Below are 18,079 nucleotides of genomic sequence, written 5' to 3' on the forward strand. Positions count from 1 at the left end.
AGGGCATTTTTTTTCACCCTAACCATTTCCATAAATATACGGATACTATTCCTAATCCCAAAATCTTAAAAGCGATTTCCCTGTCGTACAATCCCGCCATTTGGGACAAGATGCTTTATTTTATTAGTAACTCTGCACGTTTTTTTAATATCCGCTTTATCTTGATGTCTGCCACCTTGCCCAAGATCAGTGAACTCAAAGTCGGTCTCACGCAGACATTGCCTTTTGTAGAGTTGCTGCCTAATGCACGTAAGTACATGACCAACCCAAACTTCTCCGATAGGGTATCTTTTAATTTTGAATTGTTTGAACAAGCGGAAAGATCACTGGAGGCACTTGCGGCAGCGGTGTTGGAGAAGTCCGAAAATTATGCACAGCAACACGGTGCGGTCCGAACGATAGTTGAGTTTATCTACAAAAGATCAGCATCCGAATTTCAGCGGCTGTTTGAAAATAATGGCTTTTTTGATGAGGTGTTTGTCCTTTCAGGAACCATACTCGAATCCCGTAGAAGAGAAATCATCAATTTCATCAAACGGACGACCAAACAATCCAAGAATATTTTGCTCATCACCACTCAGGTAGTGGAAGCGGGTGTGGACATTGATATGGATTTGGGTTTTAAGAACGTGTCTCTTTTGGATTCGGACGAGCAATTGGCTGGCCGAGTAAATAGAAATGCAAGTAAAGATGGATGTGAAGTGTACTTATTCCGGGTAGATGATGCTCATGTGCTCTACGGGAAAGACTATCGTTATGCAAAAACAAAAGAATATATTAATCAACAGCTGTATCAGGAAATTCTGAAGACAAAAGATTTCAAACAGCTTTATGAAAAGGTCTTATTGTACATTGATGATTCAAACAATCCGTTGTTCAAAAATTCCATCAGCGATTATGAAAACTGTGTCGATGCACTCCGTTACACAGATGTAGATAAAGAATTTCAAATCATTGACCAAGAAAACAGTCTGGTGTTTGTGCCGTTGAAAGTTCCAATTCTGATTGATGGAACGGATAGCGGTGCAGTTGATGAGATTTTCACGCCCGATGATTTGCTTTTTTTGGAGCGATTCGGTGTATTGCCGCAAGAAGATGTATGCCATGGCAAACAAAGAGGATTCATTGATGGGGAAAAAGTTTGGGACATTTATCGGCAACTTATTGAACAACAGGTAAAAGAACACGTTGGTTTTAACATTAATCGCAAAATTGATTTTAAGGTGTTGCAGTCAATTATGGCTAAGTTCAGTTTTTCACTGGTTTCTTATTCAAAAGATTATAGGAAAATACAAGAAGGTTTTGGCGTGGAAGAATATGGCTTCATGTATTTTTCCCATTGGAACGAAGAAAGGGAAAAGGGAAAACCATATGACTATGTAACTGGCTTGAATAGTGAGGCGTTTAGTGATTCATTTTTTATCTAACTACGGTGCAAGAGTTCTTAAAAAGTAATACAACTCATAAAATTAATCTCAGGACAATGCGTGAAGAATTGTCGATGCTTACAATATGGAATCAAATTATTATTTAATTTACCATGAAAATCGTAAATTTGATTTTCGTTTTTCATGGAAATAAAGAGAAAAATCACGGAGCCGTTCGAGGAATATAGGCAGATATTCCCCGCCGTTGGCTTATTAGGGCCTCGACAAGTAGGCAAAACGACATTTGTAAAGGGACTTACCAAGGTGGATGATTTTATTTATTTGGATTTAGAGCGCTTGGCCGACCGGGAGAAGCTTAAAGACCCCGGGTTTTATTTTTCGCAGTACCCAAATAAATGCTTCATTTTGGATGAAGTGCAGTTCATGCCGGAGATTTTTGCGGAATTGAGAGGAATTATCGATGCCGATCGCAAACCGGGCAGGTTTTTATTGCTTGGATCGGCTTCACCGGATTTAATCCGCAATGCCTCGGATTCGCTCGCCGGAAGAATTGGATACTTGCAATTGACACCCTTTACAATGCCAGAAGTGGATAATAATGCGCAACAGTTATGGCTGCGAGGCGGTTTTCCACTCGCCTATTTAGCAACATCCCAACGAGCAAGTGTTTTGTGGCGAAGAAATTTCATCCAAACGTATATTAATAGAGATTTGGGATTACTGGGCCTGCAAGCCGATCCCCAATTGATGGAGCGCTTTTGGCGGATGTTGGCCTCCGTACATGGGAATCTGTGGAATGCGGAAGGCTTCGCTCGCTCCTTGGGGATTACACGTCCTACGGTAAATCGATATCTTGATTTTATGGAAGGGGCTTTTATGGTCCGTGTGTTACAGCCATGGTTCAGGAACATCAAAAAGCGCTTGGTCAAATCGCCTAAAGTTTACATTAGAGATAGTGGCCTGCTACATAATTTACTTGGACTGGATGACTTCGAAACGCTGATTAATCATATTCAGGTAGGCGCTTCGTGGGAAGGATTTGTATTAGAGCAGATTATCAACTCATTGGATGATAATACACATCCTTGGTTTTATCGAACACAGCAAGGTGCGGAATGCGATCTCTTACTCGAGAAAAATGGTAAAATCGTAGCTGCTATAGAGATTAAATATGCAGCTGTGCCGAGCATCAGTAAAGGATTCCGGATTTCTATGGAAGATACCAAAGCTTTAAAAGGATATATTATCGCTAATGTGGACGAAGCATATAGTCCGGAAGCAGGGATAACTGTAGTTGATATTACCGCATTTATTAGGGAAGAATTACCAAAGCTATGAACATCACCGCCACCCATATCAATCTTTATCATGTATGTCGCCGCGAATTGTGGCTCCATGCTAATGGCATCCGTATGGAGCACACATCAGATGTGGTAGCCGAAGGCAAGATGATCGGTGATACCAGCTATCCCGAACGGGCCGAACGGTACACGGAGATTGAAATTGACGGCGTAAAGATAGACTTCTACGATGCCCGCAATAGGGTGGTGCATGAGGTGAAGAAATCAGACAGTGTGGAAAATGCGCATATCGCACAAGTGAAGTATTATTTATACAAGTTGCGACAGCATGGCATGGAGGACGCTACGGGCATTATCGAGTACCCAAAAATGAGACAACGTGAATCGGTGGAATTAAAAGAAGAAGATATTACTGCTATAAAAGGATGGGAATCTGATATTACTGATATCGTGTCGGGAAACACATGTCCGCCCGTTATCCATTCCAAGCTATGCCGCCGATGCAGCTATTACGATTTTTGCTATGTGGAAGAAGAAAGCGATTGAATATTTATGAAGAAGACCTATTACCTCTTCAACCCCGGCCGCATGAGTCGTAAGGATAATACACTGAAATTTACTCCTGTGGACGAACAGGGTAGGGAGGGGGTGCCTAAGTATATCCCCATTGAGGGTGTTTCGGATTTGTTTTGCTTTGGTAGCCTTGATGCCAACAGTGCGTTGTACAACTTTTTAGGAAAAGCAGGGATTGCTGTCCATTTTTTCGATTATTATGAGCATTATACCGGTTCGTTTACCCCAAAGGAGTACCTGTTGGCCGGAAAGATGCAGATAGAGCAGACAAAGCAGCACATCGATAGACGAAAACGGCTGATTGTGGCCAAGAAATTTGTTTCAGGAGCAGCATTTAACATGACGAAGAATCTATTCGCTTTCGAACTAACAATCCTGAATATAAGTCGTTATCGGATGATCAAATAGCCAAATATTTAGTTGAAAACATGTTTTATAGTTTGGACGTTTTCAATGAGGCAACTAATCATGTCTTGGAGTTGTTCAAGGACTTAGTCGGTTCCAATCGATTCAAAATATTTTTGGATAATAACTTAGAGGACTTAGTCGAAAGGCTGGGTGAAAAGTCATTGATTTTAAGTGATTTTGAGAAATCCGTTTATCTGTTTACTGGGGAGGACTTGGAGGTGGAAAAATTAGTTTCCAACGAATGCGACGCATTTAGACAGTCTTTGGATGCCTTGGCAGATAGAATGTACAAAGATCAAGTTGACTATCTTCTCGATAGAGATTTTTCGTTGGATAACGGAAAAAACTCTGATAAACTGCTTCAATTTTATAGTAAGGAAAGTGTAAGGATTTCTACTATTAGACAACTTCATCAAGATGCGTTAAAAAACATTGATGGATTGGCCATATTAGAAGGGTTTTATGATAAGGCTGTCCGGCATTTTACTAGAGCCGTTCAAGCGAAGACAAATGATTCTTTGCAGCTATTAAATAATCGCTTGCTAAGCTCCCGACCGGATTCGATTACCAAAGATGCCGCCAAGACACAAAATAGAAGGCAAAGTGCACAACAGATAGTGCCGGAAGAATTTGACGACCTCTTTTATCCAGCGTACAAAAAGAATGTAAATCGCCTGATTCGAATATTGGAATTTCATAAAGCTGAGGACACGAATCCTTGGCAAGGGCACAGGGGATGGGCGCGGATTTTTTATGACTACTTAATAAAAAAGAAAGTTATATATGATTATAAGATAGTAAACCAAAACAAATTTGTCCAAAAACAGGATGCGTCAATAATGTTCGCACGACGGTTCTACGGCCTTGGTGATAATATCCTGACGGCCAAAGTGTCTATAACCCGTATAAGTGATAGTGACATCACGAAATTCAAAAGTGCTATAGACAACGAGGTAGATAAAGTTAACGGTGAAAAGTAACCCCATGAAAATTTAATTGTTCGGATTCGAAAATTCGATAATCCGAAAAAGCGCTTCTAATAGTTTTGCCTTCACTTAAAGGAGCAAAATACTATTAATATGAAGCATAAAAGCACCCCCGAAAATCTCCAACTGTATTTAGCTACGGAGAGCCAATTGAAGTCGGTAGTCATGGAATGTGTAAAGGAGGCATTACAAGGTGCCTCCCCAACAACACAGGCAGGCCACGACACACCACCCGAAATCATCGACACAAAAACACTGCTTAATCGTCTTGATTTGAGCGAACCAACAGTGATTCGGTATCGCCAAAAGGGAATGATCCCATTTTTACAAGTGGGTAGTGCCGTCCGATATGATTATCAAAAGGTCTTGGAGGCTTTAGAGAAAAAGAAAGGGGATAGAAAATGAAAACTATCCCCAATCCGTCAGTTTGTTCTCCCAAAGATACCAAAAAAAGTCCATTTCTTAACCCCAATGCGCTTGCTGAATTAACGAGTTCTGGACTTGACGAGCATGAGGACAAAACTTCTTACACTGCCATGGAGCTTTTGGAATCCGGCGATGATGAGTTGCCTATGTTGGTGGAAGGGTTAATTCCAAAAACTGGTCTGTTTGCGCTTGTTGGTACAAGCGACGTAGGCAAAAGCCTTCTTATGAGGCAGCTAGCCATTAGTGTAGCTCGTGATGAGGTTTTTCTCGGGTTTGCCTTGAATGCCACCCATAACAGAGTAATAATAGTTAATACCGAAGATGACAAAAAGGCAATAACGTCACTTTTATCGAAGCAAGTAAAAGATGACCGAGTTGGTATGGACAATATCAGGTTTGAGTTCGAAACGGATAATCTTATCAGTCGGTTAAACCAATGGCTTACTGAAAGTCCTGCTGATTTGATTATAATTGATACTTGGGGCGATACGTTTGAGCATAACCTAAATGATTCGAGTAAAATCAGGCAAGACTTACAGAAGTATCGTAGGTTGGCCAATAGGCACGGAGTTGCAGTAGGTTTTCTGCATCATACTGGTAAGAGGACACAAAACAACGGCTATTCTAAAGACAATGTTTTAGGAGGGCAAGCATTCGAGGCCAAAAATAGGCTGATATTAGAATTGAGGCAACGTAATGATGACCCCAACGTCCGCTACTTGTCAATTCTCAAAGGTAACTACATCCGTGCTGAGCGGAAGTATATGAGTATGGAATTAAGATTTCATCCTGATAGTTTAACATTCTCGAATACAGGTGCTGTTTGCTCTGTTCGTTCCGCTTATAATTATCCGAACTCGAATAAAGGCAAGCCAAATGCAACTTACGACCCAAGCATATTAACTAAAAAAGAACACCAAAGAAAGCTGGAGGAAATCTTTGAGGCGAACAGTAAAATGAAACGTGGAGCATTATGGGAAGGACTAGCAGAAACATACGGCAATATTGGAGGTAAGAAGATAGAACGTCTGTTTAACTATCTTCTTGACGACCTTCAATTGATAGGTAAACACGGTAAAGATAAAAGCCCAAATGCATATTACTATTTAACTACTGACCACCTAACTAATCACGGTAACCAGTCAGGTAACGAGTAAAACTAATCGACTACTACTTACCACCCTATATATCTTTAGATATAGGGGATGTGTAGTGAGTTGATCACTAAACTATATCGAAGTTATGAGTACATTCACAAACACCCAAGTATCACTATTCACGCCCACCTCCATTGACGGCCATTACAAGCTAAGCAAATCACCCAAAACCGTTTCTCTTTACGATGTGCTATTTCAGCCATTACAACCCGAATTGATTACCGCAATTAGGAGTGAGCCGGATAAGGACAAACGGAAACAGTTAAAGCAGGGCTTGTGCGCCATCACACCGAGTGCCCTTTGCAAGGGGGGTAGACGTGCGGAGCATGTAATCAGCCATACGGGATTGATGGCTTTTGATATTGATGATATCTCGGGAGATACAGATCGTTACTTTCGTATGATTAAGCAAAACCGTCATACTCTCTATTTGGGGATGTCAGCAAGCGGAAACGGTCTATGGGGTCTTATACCGATAACGTATCCTGAAAAGCATAGCCAACACTTTGAGGCCATGCGGATAATGTTTGACGACATGGGTATAAAAATAGATACCGCTCCAAAAGCGGTTAATTCATTACGATATCTTGCTTATGATGAAAACGCATATTGCAATGAAAACGCCGAACTGTTTAGACAATTGATGGAGCAAGCACCTGCCATAGTACCAACACAATCTAGACGTCTTCCGTTGACGTCCCGAACTACTTCTACAGACCTTACGAATTAGTTTAACGCGAACTGTACCGCTTCTGACATGGATGAGATTCTAACCAATGCGGGATTTAGCTTCCATAACAATAATGGTGGTCGCTTCCGTTACACTCGTCCGGGCAAGAGTAGAGATACTGGACTATCCATTGACTATCACGAAAGCAGGCGCACACTATTTTCGTTCAGCAGTAATGTGCCGATGCTCAATAAATGGAAACAAGAATCCAATGGATGGTCATGTTCACCAGTGACAGCCCTCATGCTTTACGGTTGCGGTGGGTTTGAACGCAACCACTGGAAAATGGCATTCGGGTACATCAGGTCGAAACAACCTTGACGGAATACAGCACAAATTCACCCTTTGTTGCAATCAAAATATTACATACTTTTACCTCAACTTTGTAAAAACAATCGCTTATGGCATAAAAAGACGAAACTAACATATTAAAATAGAAGCGTTAGCTTTTATTCTTACTCTTGGAATCTGGAAAATTTTATATGCAGTAAAGAATACAAGTCGACGCTCACGCTAAAGCGTGGGCTGACTTATTCTACTGCATAGGCTTTCCAGAGCCCCAAGAGTGGATAAGCTCCAGTTCCACGCTTCTTTCATTTATAAACCGCCTGAATCGGAGCTGTAGGGCTTAAACTATTCTGGAATGAGAAAAATAAGTTTTCGTTTTACGGGAAACCGTATTGAGCAAAAAGTTAACGGACGTATGTTTGAACCCTCATTAAGTAAATTCTTGTCAGTGAAAAAGCTATTATTTTTTTCAATTGTTCTATTGTCCATCGGTTCTTGTAAGAAACAGGAAGATGGTTCAGATAATAAACCTTTGGAGATAGAGATAGATATGTACATAGGCCTCGACAATGAGTTATCCGTGGAAATTTTCGATTATTATTCGGGGCAGGCCTTATTCTCAGAAACTTTGGTAGGTGAAAATAGGAAAACAGAAGAAGGGCACCCTTTGGGGAGCCAACGGATATTGCCTTTGAATTTAGATCCGTCCACTAAAATGTTGAAGCTTTCATATCAGTTAAGGCGAAATACCTCTGCGCAAGGATGGGGCGGATGGTTAGAGATAAGAAAAGGTAGAAAAATCTATGTCAGCGAGCCGGTTGATGTCATAACTAGACAGACTCGTGAGATAGATTTGAGCAAACCTAAATACAATTAAAGCTTGAAGTTTCTACACCCAAGAGCGTTGTGGATCATGCGATAACGTCAACGAGATATATACAAGAACTAAAGAATGGCATTATGAAATATCTAATCACATTATTGCTGTTGGCTTGCGGTTATATTAGTATAGCCCAAATCAAACCCTACAATGAAAGTGCCTCGTATTTTAAGCAGCCTACACAGATAGATACTACACGGGGGAATTTCTCTACCAAAGACATGTACAGGGCTTATAGACGGGCTGGCACAGGTTTTACGTCCATGACCAAGACCCAACGGCGGTTAGAAAACAGGATTGCAAAATTTGCAAAATCCAAAGGTAAATCATTTATTGTTTTGGGAAGTCAGTTTTCTCAACCGCCATATATATTAGGTAATTACCCTAGGATGGAAATTATATTTGTACTAGTCGATTAGAGCAAGTTTCGTTCTAACAATAAACAAACCAAATGATTAATATTAGTCTAAGAATCATAGCATTAATCCTGTTAATAGCTTCGGTATCATGTAAAAGTCAAAAAAAAATCATGAACAGTTGGTTAGGTTCTACAAAGCAGAATCTCATAATGAATTGGGGGCCACCTGCACGGGTGGCCTCTGACGGCGGTGATGGAGAAATATTGGTATATGCAAAAGAAGAATATTTGAATTTTACTAAGCAGACTTTCCATTTTTATGATTACAAAATGTTCTATGTAAACAAAAAAGGGAAAATTTATCACTGGGTGACCCAAAGGCAGCATATTCCACCTATGCAGATTGACCTGAATGTTTATAAAAGGAATTGATATGAGAAGAACCCTTATTATCGCAATTCTTTTGATGCCATTCTTCATAAAGGCACAAGAGTTTTTCTTAGGAGACAAAAGAGAAATGATATCAGACGCAATGAAAAGTGGCAATACACCTTTGGTTCAAAGCGACCTCACGGATGATGGAAGATATGCATTTGACATTTATGCCCTCAACGAAAATAACCGATTGGTTTTTTATTTTGAATCAGACGATGTATGTACCTTGATTGCGCATATCATGGCAAATTCTATGCTTGTTCCTGCAATTAGAGATCTTGGCGAGCGGTTTCGTAAATATAGTGACAACGAGTGGATAAGTCATGATTTGAGAACATTGGTTAAATTGAATGTCGGTACAGAATTTTTTACGGTTGTTTATGAATCGGTTGACTAGTATAATATTTCAACCGCCAGATTATTTCTCGTACACTACAATACCGATGAATAAAAATTCAGTAAAGAGTTTAGTCCTATGTATTATATCGTTGTGTATGACGGTTTCTTGTTATTCACAACGTTGTAATGACTTACCCAGTACGTTCAAGTCCTATACAGAAGCGGAAGCAAAGATAAAGAAGGCCAAGTTTGTCTATGTTGACAAAGTGGCCACGCCCAAAAGTTCTTGGATACGTGGTGCCAAATATTATAGCTGTGATGGAAAATTGGGCTTCTTTCTTTTAGTCACAAAAATGGGTCGGGAATATCTTTTCCAGAATATGCCAATCGAAGTATGGAACAAATTCAGGGTTGCAAAATCGCACGGTGAGTTTTATAATCAAAGTATTAGGAATAAATATCTTCTAAAACTTGAATGATGAAAAGTGATAGAATAATCAAATGTGTCTTGGGTATTTTTTGCTTTTGTTGCTTTAATGTCTTTGTCCAAGCTCAGAACGTCAGAGTATTACGAAGCTTTGACTCATTGCCATTAAACGAAAACAAATTCGAAGTTATCTCAATGATTGAACGGGAGCTGCCGGAATTTAAATTTAAAAAGAAGTACGGTGCAGAAACTTTTGTTGATGGCCAGCGTGAGGCTGTAAAATATCAGGGGATAAATTATGAAATGATCACATTGATTTTTTACAATGGGTTTCTTTACGATAAACAGCTTGATATTTTGTACTTCGACGTAAGATATAGTGATATCGCAAAAAAGGAATTTGAAAATCTCAATAAACACATTAAATCTACTCATAAAATACTAAAGCAGATGGAGTCCGTCAGCATACGGCTCGATGAACAAGATGGTCAAGGCTATTCGTATTACACCGAGAAAAACGGAGACAAATTTGTAAAGGATGTAGGGATAATATTTAAAAGATTATTTGACGATGACGGTACTTTTGGCTATTCGATAGAATACAGCGTAGTTGATGTCTCAAAAACGGATTATGATTTAGATAACCTATCGACGCCTGGGCTGCAATAATAATGAAGGAAGTAAAAAAGTACTAATCAGGTAAATAAAAACATTAGTTTGTAAATAAGATTGAACTATTTGTTCGGGGACTTTAATACGATATTTTATGAAAATTAAAACCATTTTTTTCTCTTGTGTTCTCGCAATTTTCGGTTTTTCCGGGAATTATACTGTCCAAGCTCAAAAGAAAGCTCTTATCAACCCTCCCTACAACAAAACGTATAAAGTTTCAGGTACGGAGTGTTATTATGGCGAGCAATATGAATCAACGGGTAAGCCGAAAGTCAAACGAAGTGCCGCCGCAAGAAGTGAGTTTCTAAAAAGCAAGGGATATTCAAAAGTGCCAGCCGGATACAACGTTGATCACATTATACCGTTGTCTCAGGGCGGGAGGGATGTCACAAGTAATATGCAGCTGATTACTATTCAAGCTCATAAACAAAAAACGGCCTTGGAACGGAAGCGCATGAGTTCGAAAAATTATTATTCAACACCCAAATCTAGTGCGAAGACTTATAATATGCCGACATATAATTGTTCGGCACCGAAACAACCAATATTTATAAAACTCAGACAAACTACTATAAATCAAAAACTCCATCAAAAGGATTGTACAAAATACCGTCATATAATTACACGGCGCCAAAAACTTCGACCAAAAACTATAAGGTGTCATCATATAGAACTTTGACTCCTAAAACTAAAACATATAAAGTCAAATATTAGTTTTGGAAGAGCTTAATATATCGATCTGTCAATGCGTGGCCGCTTTCAGTTAAATAAAATCGAAAGGGTTTTCCTTTAACTCCATTGCCAAAAGACCATAATATCCCATTTAAAATGAGGGTCTTGATAGTATTTTTTGTCTGGTTGATATTGGTATGCAGCAAATTTCGGCTTAATTCGGTAACGGTAATACCAGACTTACCATAGGCATACAACATCACCTCGATGGCATTCCTGCCAAGCGGTAAGTATTCTATCCTGTAGAGCGCTATAGCTCGTCTGTGAGCCACTAAAATATCAGAAAGGGTATGTGCGTCTATTTTCATTATGCGGACGGCTTTAGCGTTGCGATGAATCAGGTGTGTTCCGGTCAGGAACGTTGGGATAATGGTCTTGGGAATTATACTTCATTCTTTCCAATACAGCTTTTAAATCAAGCGGCCGTCTCCGCTGTTCTTCCCTCGATTTCATCACGAGATCGAAGTTTCTCTTGTGTGCTTCCGTCGTAAATTTGATTTTCATATACAAAGGTATCTATAAAGGCTTACCCGCCAATAACCACCCCCAAACTTTTCAATTTAAGAATCGTTTTTAAGCGATGGGGGGGAGCGATTGCCGGAAATATTTTGCACAAAGATACGGAATAGCAAGCAACAGCAAGCCGTGCAATGGTGCGAAACAACTCGTAACAATTTCGGAAACAAAAGGATGAAAGGGGACTAAGCCACGTCCTACAGAGCCGTAGTACTATTAATACCCCAATAATATTTCCAAAACATCGCTGACAATATCAAAAACATCGACTTAACATTGCAGTGATTAATATTGGAAGTAAGGGTAAAAACAAAACCCTACCATATATAGCAGGGCCTTGTTAGCGTTTAATCCTATTCAGTAGGACATGGCAAATATACGGATTATAGTTTAGCCCGTTTTTAGATAAAAAGTGTCACACTTTTTGACACACTTTTTTAAAGTGTCTGAAAACAAAGAAGCTAACACATTCATTAAAAATATGTTAGCTTCTTAATACAACTCTTGGTTGTACCCAGGGCCGGGATCGAACCGGCATGGGTCGCCCCACTGGTGTTTGAGACCAGCGCGTCTACCTATTCCGCCACCTGGGCATATTTGAAAGTACAATCCCCTATTTCGGGGATGCAAATGTATCTATTAATCCGTATTTCGCAAAATGTTTTTCAATTTTCCTTTTGTCACAATTCCCCCTCGTAATTGGCTCATCTTCCCATTTACTCCTACCGCGCCGTATGCTACCTTTGTTTATCATTAAGTGAAAAGTATTAGTTAATTACGTAAAACATTCGTTATGAAGCTCAATCCGTATTTAAATTTCGATGGAAACGCAGAGGAGGCGTTTCGCTTTTATCAATCCGTTTTTGGTGGTGAGTTGTTTGTGCAGCGGATGCGCGACACGCCTGGTTTCGAAAATGTGCCGGAAGATGAGAAAGACCGTGCGATGCATGTGTCGATTCCGGTTGGAGATGGCCAAACGCTCATGGCATCGGATTGTGTGCCATCCGCCGGGCATGTCTTGAAGGTGGGGAACAACAATTACATATCCATTACACCCGACAGCCGGGAAGAGGCCGACAGGCTGTTCAACGAACTATCTGCAGGAGGCACCGTTGAAATGCCCATGGAAGATCAGTTTTGGGGTGAATATTTCGGCTCATTTGAAGATAAATTCGGTGTATATTGGATGATTAACTTCCCAAGCAATTCGAAATAACCGATTGTGTCTACCCCGCTGCTTGCCCGGCAGGGGGTAGGCCTTCGCTCATCCGGGCCTTATTCATGTTGCGTGCACGTTGGTATCCAAAGGCCGCCGCAAAACACACACCCGTGATCACCGCCATGCATCCAGCAATGGATGCATTGAGCCAATAGGCCATCCAATAGCCCGCAAATGAAATGAATACGCCCAATACCACCGTGATGGCCAACATGTGCTTCAACTCATGGGTCAAAAGGTAGGCGGTGGCAGGCGGACCGATGAGGAAGGCGATCACCAATATCGCGCCGACGGACTCGAAGGAACTGACCGTGGTGAGCGATACAGCAGCCATTAACAGGTAGTGCCACAATGCCGTTGAGATGCCGAGTGCAGACGCAAAGGCGGGATCAAAAGATGTCAACTTCAGTTCCTTGTATCCCAGCTTAATGAACAAAACTACAATAAGCAGCACCGCTGCAAGAATGTATACAGGCCGCGGCCCCAAGATCGTCCCATTTGCTGTTACCCATAAATCAATGGGTACGTATGCTATTTCTCCATACAATACACAATCCTGATCGAGATCCACCTTTCCCGCGAAGACGCTGATCAGGATAATTCCGATGGCAAAAAGAAACGTAAAGGTTACGCCGATGGCGGCGTCTGTCTGTAGGTTCGCCCTTCGGTGGAAATATTCAATGAGAAATGTAGCCAGTAATCCCGTAGCGCCTGCACCCAATAACATGGGAAGCGTTTCCCGGCTTCCGCTGAGTAAAAAGGCAATGACAATACCCGGCAAGACGGCATGGCTGATTGCGTCACCCACCATGCTCATTTTCCGGAGAATGAGGAAGCATCCCAGCAATCCGCAGGTGATGGCAACCAAAGCTCCTGTTAATATGATCCAAAAAGCTATCATTTGATATTAAATTTTCGGTATCTCTGTATCGTGGGGATCCCTTTCGGGATACCCCAACTGATGTTCGAGTTCACGCTCCAGTTCCGGGGTAATGATGTGTTCGATGGTTTCTGCATCGTCGTGTACATGATCCGCGGCAATATCCATGTATTGCGTCAGATACAGCTCCCACAGCCGGTGCAACCGGACCACCCTTGCGGCCTTTCGATAGCCGGCATCCGTCAGCGCCCATTGGTGCCCCTTGGTTTCCAGCAATTGCCTGGATACCAAACGGCGCAATGTGGTTTTGAGTAATGTTTCATTTACCTCGCGCGTACGGGTCAACTCCGTTAAATCCCTCCCTCCGTTGAAATGGCTGTTCTGTTCGCCCAAATGATAAAACATCTTTAGCGTATTTTCTTCAGCAATGATCCGCTGGTTTTTGCGTTGGGTATATAACTTCGGGACAATCCCCTTTTTGGGTGCAAAAAAGAAGGATAAAAAAGCAATCACCGACGACACGACCACCATCCACGGGCCTGTGGGCATCGCGGGGGCCGTATAGGAAATGTAGGCACCCGCCAGTCCGGCGAATACCCCGAATGCTACGGCGATGGCAACCATCCGGCGGATGTTATCCGTCCAATACCGCGCGGCGGCGGCAGGGGTGACCAGCATCGCGGCCATCAGAACCACGCCCACTGCGGTAATGCCTGTAACTACCGCCAATACCGTCAGGCTGGTAAGCAATAGGTCAAGTTTGCGTACGGGATAGCCCAATGCCTCGGCATAAGGCCGGTCGAAAGCAACCAACGCAAAGGCCTTGAAGAATAACCCCACGGCTATCAGCAGCACCGCCGCCAGCACACTGAAGATAACCAAATCTGTGCCGATCAGGGTGGCCGCCTTGCCAAAGATGAAATGATCTAGGCCACTCTGCGCCGCATTGCCGGATTGTTGGATGTACGTCATCATCACCATGCCGGCACCGAAAAATACGGAAAGCACCAATCCAATGGCAGCATCCTTTTTTAGCTTGGATTTGGCGGCAATGTAATCGATCGTAACCAGTGCCAGCCATCCGGTGATGAATGCACCGACAAGCATCAGTGCGGTGTTTTTGCTTCCTGAAAACAGGAAAGCCGCACAGATGCCCGGCAAGACCGAGTGCGACACCGCATCGCCTACGAGCGCTTTCTTTTGCAGCAGAATAAAGGCGCCTACCATCGCTGCACTGGCCGATAGTAGGACGTTGCCCAGTACGACATACCGCACATTGGGGTCTGCAAATGAGAAGAAGTCGATAAAATGCTGCATAATTTCCTCCCGATTAACTTTCCCGGCTGGGAAACGCCCGCTTTTCCATCACGTCTCCCACCTGCGACAGCAGACTGAGCCGCCCTCCGTATGCCTGTTGCACCATTTCTTCGGTAAATACCTGTTCGGTGGGCCCTGCGGCTACCAGGTGCATGTTGAGCAGGATGATCCAGTCAAAGTAGGTCCGTGCCGACTGAAGGTCGTGGTGTACGACCACGATGGTCTTGCCGGTCCCTGCCATCTCCCGCAATAATCCGATGATCGCTTGTTCGGTAGCGGCATCTACCCCTGCAAAGGGTTCGTCCATGAAATAAATGTCTGCCTCCTGCGCCAGCGCACGCGCCAGAAACACCCGTTGCTGTTGTCCGCCCGACAATTGCGAAATCTGGCGCTTGGCAAAAGGTGACATCCCCACCTTATCCAGGCAATCGAGGGCAATTGATCGGTCGCGCGTGCCGGTATTGCGTAGCAGCCCTACTTTGCCATAGCGCCCCATCAACACGACATCCAATACAGAAACGGGAAAATCCCAGTCGACCGATTCGCGCTGCGGTACATAGCTGACACGGTTCCTGACCTCTTCCAGGGGATGCCCGAACAGTTTGACAAAACCGCTTGAGGGCGGAATTAGTCCCATAATGGTTTTTAGCAGTGTGGATTTGCCGGCCCCATTTGGTCCGACAATACCGGCAATACAGCCCGATGGAAGTGTAAAATCGATTCCCCAAAGTACAGGTTTCCGTGAATAGCTCACGGTAAGGTCATGTACTTCCAAAATTGGTTCTTGTGTGTGTATAATCATATTGTGTCTCCCCCTAAAGCTTCCACGATTGTATTCACATTATATTTCACCATACCGATGTACGTACCCTCCGGTGTGCCGGGCGCTCCCATGGCATCCGAAAACAGGTTTCCGCCGATTTTCACATGACCGCCCCGTTGATGTACACCTGCCAGCACTGCCTTTAGAGACCGGTCTGATACCGAGCTCTCTACAAATACCGCAGGGATGTGATGGCTCACGATGAAGTTGACCAAGTTGGACACATCCTGAAGCCCGAATTCAGAAAGGGTGGAAATTCCCTGTAATCCCCGCACCTCAATGCCATAAGCACGACCGAAATAGCTGAATGCATCATGGGCGGTGATGAGAATCCGTTTGTCGGTCGGTATGGTGCCGATCCGTTGATGTATCCATGCATCCAGCGAGTCCAGTTGGCGCATATAAGTACTGGCATTCGCTTGGTAGTAATCTCTGTTAGCGCTGTCTAACTTTGCCAATTGGGCAGTCGCGTAAGCGGTCGCTTCCTTCCAAAGAGACACGTCAAACCAAATGTGCGGGTCGTAAATGCCTTCGCCCACCTTGATTAGATCCTTTAATCCACCGCCTACCGCAATTACAGGCTTTACACGTGCTTGTTTCTCTAGGATACCTGCCAGTTTCCCTTCCAGGTGCACCCCGTTGTAAAACAGATAATCTGCATCTAAAATTTTTCGCAGATCGCCCTGGCTGGCTTTGTATAGATGGGGATCAACGCCTGCATGCATCAGTGCCTCTACGGTTGCTGAATCTCCGACAATGTGCTGAATCATATCGGCGACCATTCCCGTTGTCGCCAAAATATAGGGGCGGCCATTTTCCATGCGCTGGGCCGTACCCTCGCAGGAAATCAAACCGATCACTTCCATCAGCAAGATAACTATCCCCACAAAATACTTCATAAAGCAAATATACAAATTTTAGATTAATCTAACATTTTTTGTGAGTTATTTTAAACTATTTATGAAATTAGGGTTTCTAATGCTGTCTATACACCTGAACGATGGTTTGGATCGAATTTAGTATTTTTACAGCATCAAATGAATAGATGATGGAAGAAGTTTATTTAGTGGCCGCTGTGCGGACGCCGATAGGGAGTTTCGGAGGAGGATTATCTTCGCTGCCGGCTACACAATTGGGAGGTATTGCCATCCGGGAGGCGGTAAGCCGCAGTGGACTCTCGCCAACGGATATTCAGGAAGTATATTTTGGTAATGTACTGTCGGCCAATCTGGGCCAGGCACCTGCTACCCAAGCGGCTAAATTTGCCGGATTGCCGGATCTTCCGGCGACCACCGTCAATAAAGTGTGTGCCTCGGGGGCCAAGGCTATCATGCTTGCTGCGCAAAGCATTGCTTTGGGGATCAACCACACCGTGGTGGCGGGGGGCATGGAAAGCATGAGCAATGTACCTTATTACTTGGATAAGGCAAGGACGGGCTACCGATTGGGGCACGGACAGCTGGTAGATGGTTTAGTAAAGGATGGGCTTTGGGATGTGTACAACGATTTTCATATGGGGTCCGCGGCCGAACTTTGTGCTACCGAATGCAAGATTAGCCGCGAAGACCAGGATACGTATGCCATTGAATCCTACAAACGGGCACAGGCGGCACAGCAGGCCGGTAAATTCAGAGACGAAATTGTACCCGTAAATAGTACGGATAGGAAAGGAGAGGTACGTACCGTGAGCGAAGACGAAGAAATCCACGCGGTGAAATTTGAAAAAATTCCCGGGTTGAAACCGGTGTTCAAGAAAGACGGCACTGTAACTGCGGCCAACGCTTCGACACTCAATGACGGTGCGGCGGCATTGGTATTGGTCAGCGGATCCAAACTGAAAGAATTGGGATTGCAGCCACTGGCACGCATACGTGGTTACGCCGATGCGCAACAAGCTCCTGAGTGGTTTACTACGGCGCCTGCCAAAGCGATCCCACGTGCGCTGCAATTTGCGGGAGTAAAAGCTGATCAGGTAGATTTCTATGAGATCAATGAAGCTTTTTCGGTGGTATCCATCGCCAACAACCGGGAGCTTGGATTATCACCGGATCGTGTAAATGTGAACGGTGGGGCCGTATCACTGGGCCATCCACTCGGAGCTTCTGGGGCGCGCATTGTGGTAACCCTGCTTTCGGTACTGGCTCAGAACAACGGCCGGATCGGTGTGGCGGGTATCTGTAACGGCGGTGGCGGGGCGAGTGCGCTGGTACTGGAAAAAGTGTAA

23 protein-coding genes and 1 tRNA gene are annotated in these 18,079 nt (G+C 43.4%); 17 read left to right on the top strand and 7 right to left on the bottom strand.

The features are described from left to right. From IEX60_RS03845 to IEX60_RS03915, 15 genes are all read left to right on the top strand, one after another. Positions 1–1,427: P-loop NTPase family protein (locus IEX60_RS03845; RefSeq protein WP_229717406.1), on the top strand; the 1,427-nt coding region annotated here is incomplete at its 5' end. 144 nt (positions 1,428–1,571) lie between these two features. Further along, positions 1,572–2,726 (top strand): ATP-binding protein, encoded by a 1,155-nt coding sequence (locus tag IEX60_RS03850; protein WP_188747644.1) that lies wholly within the window; start codon positions 1,572–1,574, stop codon positions 2,724–2,726. Next, positions 2,723–3,235, top strand: coding sequence for a CRISPR-associated protein Cas4 (cas4, locus tag IEX60_RS03855; RefSeq protein WP_188747646.1), 513 nt, complete (start codon positions 2,723–2,725; stop codon positions 3,233–3,235). Before IEX60_RS03850 ends, cas4 begins: the two co-directional genes overlap by 4 nt. 6 nt (positions 3,236–3,241) lie before the next feature. Continuing rightward, positions 3,242–3,670 (top strand): CRISPR-associated endonuclease Cas1, encoded by a 429-nt coding sequence (locus tag IEX60_RS03860; RefSeq protein ID WP_229717407.1) that lies wholly within the window; start codon positions 3,242–3,244, stop codon positions 3,668–3,670. 113 nt (positions 3,671–3,783) lie between these two features. Next, positions 3,784–4,650, top strand: a complete 867-nt coding sequence (locus IEX60_RS03865; RefSeq protein ID WP_188747649.1) for a hypothetical protein — start codon at positions 3,784–3,786, stop codon at positions 4,648–4,650. Between the two features lie 99 nt (positions 4,651–4,749). Next, positions 4,750–5,061 carry a helix-turn-helix domain-containing protein gene (locus IEX60_RS03870; RefSeq protein ID WP_188747651.1) on the top strand — a complete coding sequence of 104 codons (312 nt, stop codon included), beginning with the start codon at positions 4,750–4,752 and terminating at the stop codon, positions 5,059–5,061. Next, positions 5,058–6,239: an AAA family ATPase gene (locus IEX60_RS03875; protein WP_188747653.1), complete on the top strand. Its 1,182-nt coding sequence runs from the start codon at positions 5,058–5,060 to the stop codon at positions 6,237–6,239. Before IEX60_RS03870 ends, IEX60_RS03875 begins: the two co-directional genes overlap by 4 nt. 85 nt (positions 6,240–6,324) lie before the next feature. Next, positions 6,325–6,969 (top strand): BT4734/BF3469 family protein, encoded by a 645-nt coding sequence (locus IEX60_RS03880; protein ID WP_188747656.1) that lies wholly within the window; start codon positions 6,325–6,327, stop codon positions 6,967–6,969. Between the two features lie 27 nt (positions 6,970–6,996). Continuing rightward, a complete protein-coding gene (locus IEX60_RS03885) occupies positions 6,997–7,290 on the top strand; it encodes a hypothetical protein (protein WP_188747658.1) in 294 nt (97 codons plus the stop codon). Positions 7,291–7,612: 322 nt separating this feature from the next. Then, on the top strand, positions 7,613–8,134 hold the full coding sequence (locus IEX60_RS03890; RefSeq protein ID WP_188747660.1) for a hypothetical protein: 522 nt from the start codon (positions 7,613–7,615) through the stop codon (positions 8,132–8,134). A gap of 532 nt (positions 8,135–8,666) precedes the next feature. After that, positions 8,667–8,927 carry a hypothetical protein gene (locus tag IEX60_RS03895; RefSeq protein ID WP_188747662.1) on the top strand — a complete coding sequence of 87 codons (261 nt, stop codon included), beginning with the start codon at positions 8,667–8,669 and terminating at the stop codon, positions 8,925–8,927. Between the two features lies 1 nt (position 8,928). Then, the gene (locus IEX60_RS03900; RefSeq protein WP_188747664.1) at positions 8,929–9,327 is read left to right on the top strand and encodes a hypothetical protein; all 399 of its coding nucleotides are present in this window, start codon (positions 8,929–8,931) and stop codon (positions 9,325–9,327) included. A gap of 295 nt (positions 9,328–9,622) precedes the next feature. Further along, positions 9,623–9,748 carry a KTSC domain-containing protein gene (locus IEX60_RS25100; protein WP_373285014.1) on the top strand — a complete coding sequence of 42 codons (126 nt, stop codon included), beginning with the start codon at positions 9,623–9,625 and terminating at the stop codon, positions 9,746–9,748. Positions 9,749–9,891: 143 nt separating this feature from the next. Beyond that, positions 9,892–10,365, top strand: a complete 474-nt coding sequence (locus tag IEX60_RS03910) for a hypothetical protein (protein WP_188747668.1) — start codon at positions 9,892–9,894, stop codon at positions 10,363–10,365. A 97-nt stretch (positions 10,366–10,462) separates the two neighbouring features. After that, positions 10,463–11,047, top strand: coding sequence for an HNH endonuclease signature motif containing protein (locus IEX60_RS03915; RefSeq protein ID WP_188747670.1), 585 nt, complete (start codon positions 10,463–10,465; stop codon positions 11,045–11,047). A 31-nt stretch (positions 11,048–11,078) separates the two neighbouring features. On the opposite strand, the gene IEX60_RS03920 is transcribed toward IEX60_RS03915, so the two are convergent. From IEX60_RS03920 to IEX60_RS03930, 3 genes are all read right to left on the bottom strand, one after another. After that, positions 11,079–11,408 carry a hypothetical protein gene (locus tag IEX60_RS03920; RefSeq protein WP_188747672.1) on the bottom strand — a complete coding sequence of 110 codons (330 nt, stop codon included), beginning with the start codon at positions 11,406–11,408 and terminating at the stop codon, positions 11,079–11,081. A 13-nt stretch (positions 11,409–11,421) separates the two neighbouring features. Continuing rightward, positions 11,422–11,604 carry a hypothetical protein gene (locus tag IEX60_RS03925; RefSeq protein ID WP_188747674.1) on the bottom strand — a complete coding sequence of 61 codons (183 nt, stop codon included), beginning with the start codon at positions 11,602–11,604 and terminating at the stop codon, positions 11,422–11,424. 523 nt (positions 11,605–12,127) lie between these two features. Then, positions 12,128–12,209 (bottom strand) — tRNA-Leu (locus tag IEX60_RS03930). A 200-nt stretch (positions 12,210–12,409) separates the two neighbouring features. Between IEX60_RS03930 and IEX60_RS03935 the strand changes: the two genes are divergently transcribed. Further along, a complete protein-coding gene (locus IEX60_RS03935; protein WP_188747676.1) occupies positions 12,410–12,832 on the top strand; it encodes a VOC family protein in 423 nt (140 codons plus the stop codon). 10 nt (positions 12,833–12,842) lie between these two features. On the opposite strand, the gene IEX60_RS03940 is transcribed toward IEX60_RS03935, so the two are convergent. From IEX60_RS03940 to IEX60_RS03955, 4 genes are read right to left on the bottom strand one after another with little or no spacing between them, the layout of a single operon-like run. Next, positions 12,843–13,736: a metal ABC transporter permease gene (locus IEX60_RS03940; RefSeq protein ID WP_188747678.1), complete on the bottom strand. Its 894-nt coding sequence runs from the start codon at positions 13,734–13,736 to the stop codon at positions 12,843–12,845. Between the two features lie 6 nt (positions 13,737–13,742). Then, positions 13,743–15,032: a metal ABC transporter permease gene (locus IEX60_RS03945; RefSeq protein WP_188747680.1), complete on the bottom strand. Its 1,290-nt coding sequence runs from the start codon at positions 15,030–15,032 to the stop codon at positions 13,743–13,745. 13 nt (positions 15,033–15,045) lie between these two features. After that, positions 15,046–15,807 (bottom strand): metal ABC transporter ATP-binding protein, encoded by a 762-nt coding sequence (locus tag IEX60_RS03950; RefSeq protein ID WP_308420729.1) that lies wholly within the window; start codon positions 15,805–15,807, stop codon positions 15,046–15,048. A 23-nt stretch (positions 15,808–15,830) separates the two neighbouring features. Further along, entirely contained in the window at positions 15,831–16,754 is a 924-nt protein-coding gene (locus IEX60_RS03955; protein ID WP_188747684.1) for a metal ABC transporter solute-binding protein, Zn/Mn family, read from the bottom strand. A 149-nt stretch (positions 16,755–16,903) separates the two neighbouring features. On the opposite strand from IEX60_RS03955, the gene IEX60_RS03960 reads away from it, so the two are divergent. Next, a complete protein-coding gene (locus IEX60_RS03960) occupies positions 16,904–18,079 on the top strand; it encodes an acetyl-CoA C-acyltransferase (RefSeq protein WP_188748609.1) in 1,176 nt (391 codons plus the stop codon).

This window comes from Parapedobacter defluvii (assembly GCF_014642075.1).
Taxonomy (GTDB): domain Bacteria; phylum Bacteroidota; class Bacteroidia; order Sphingobacteriales; family Sphingobacteriaceae; genus Parapedobacter; species Parapedobacter defluvii.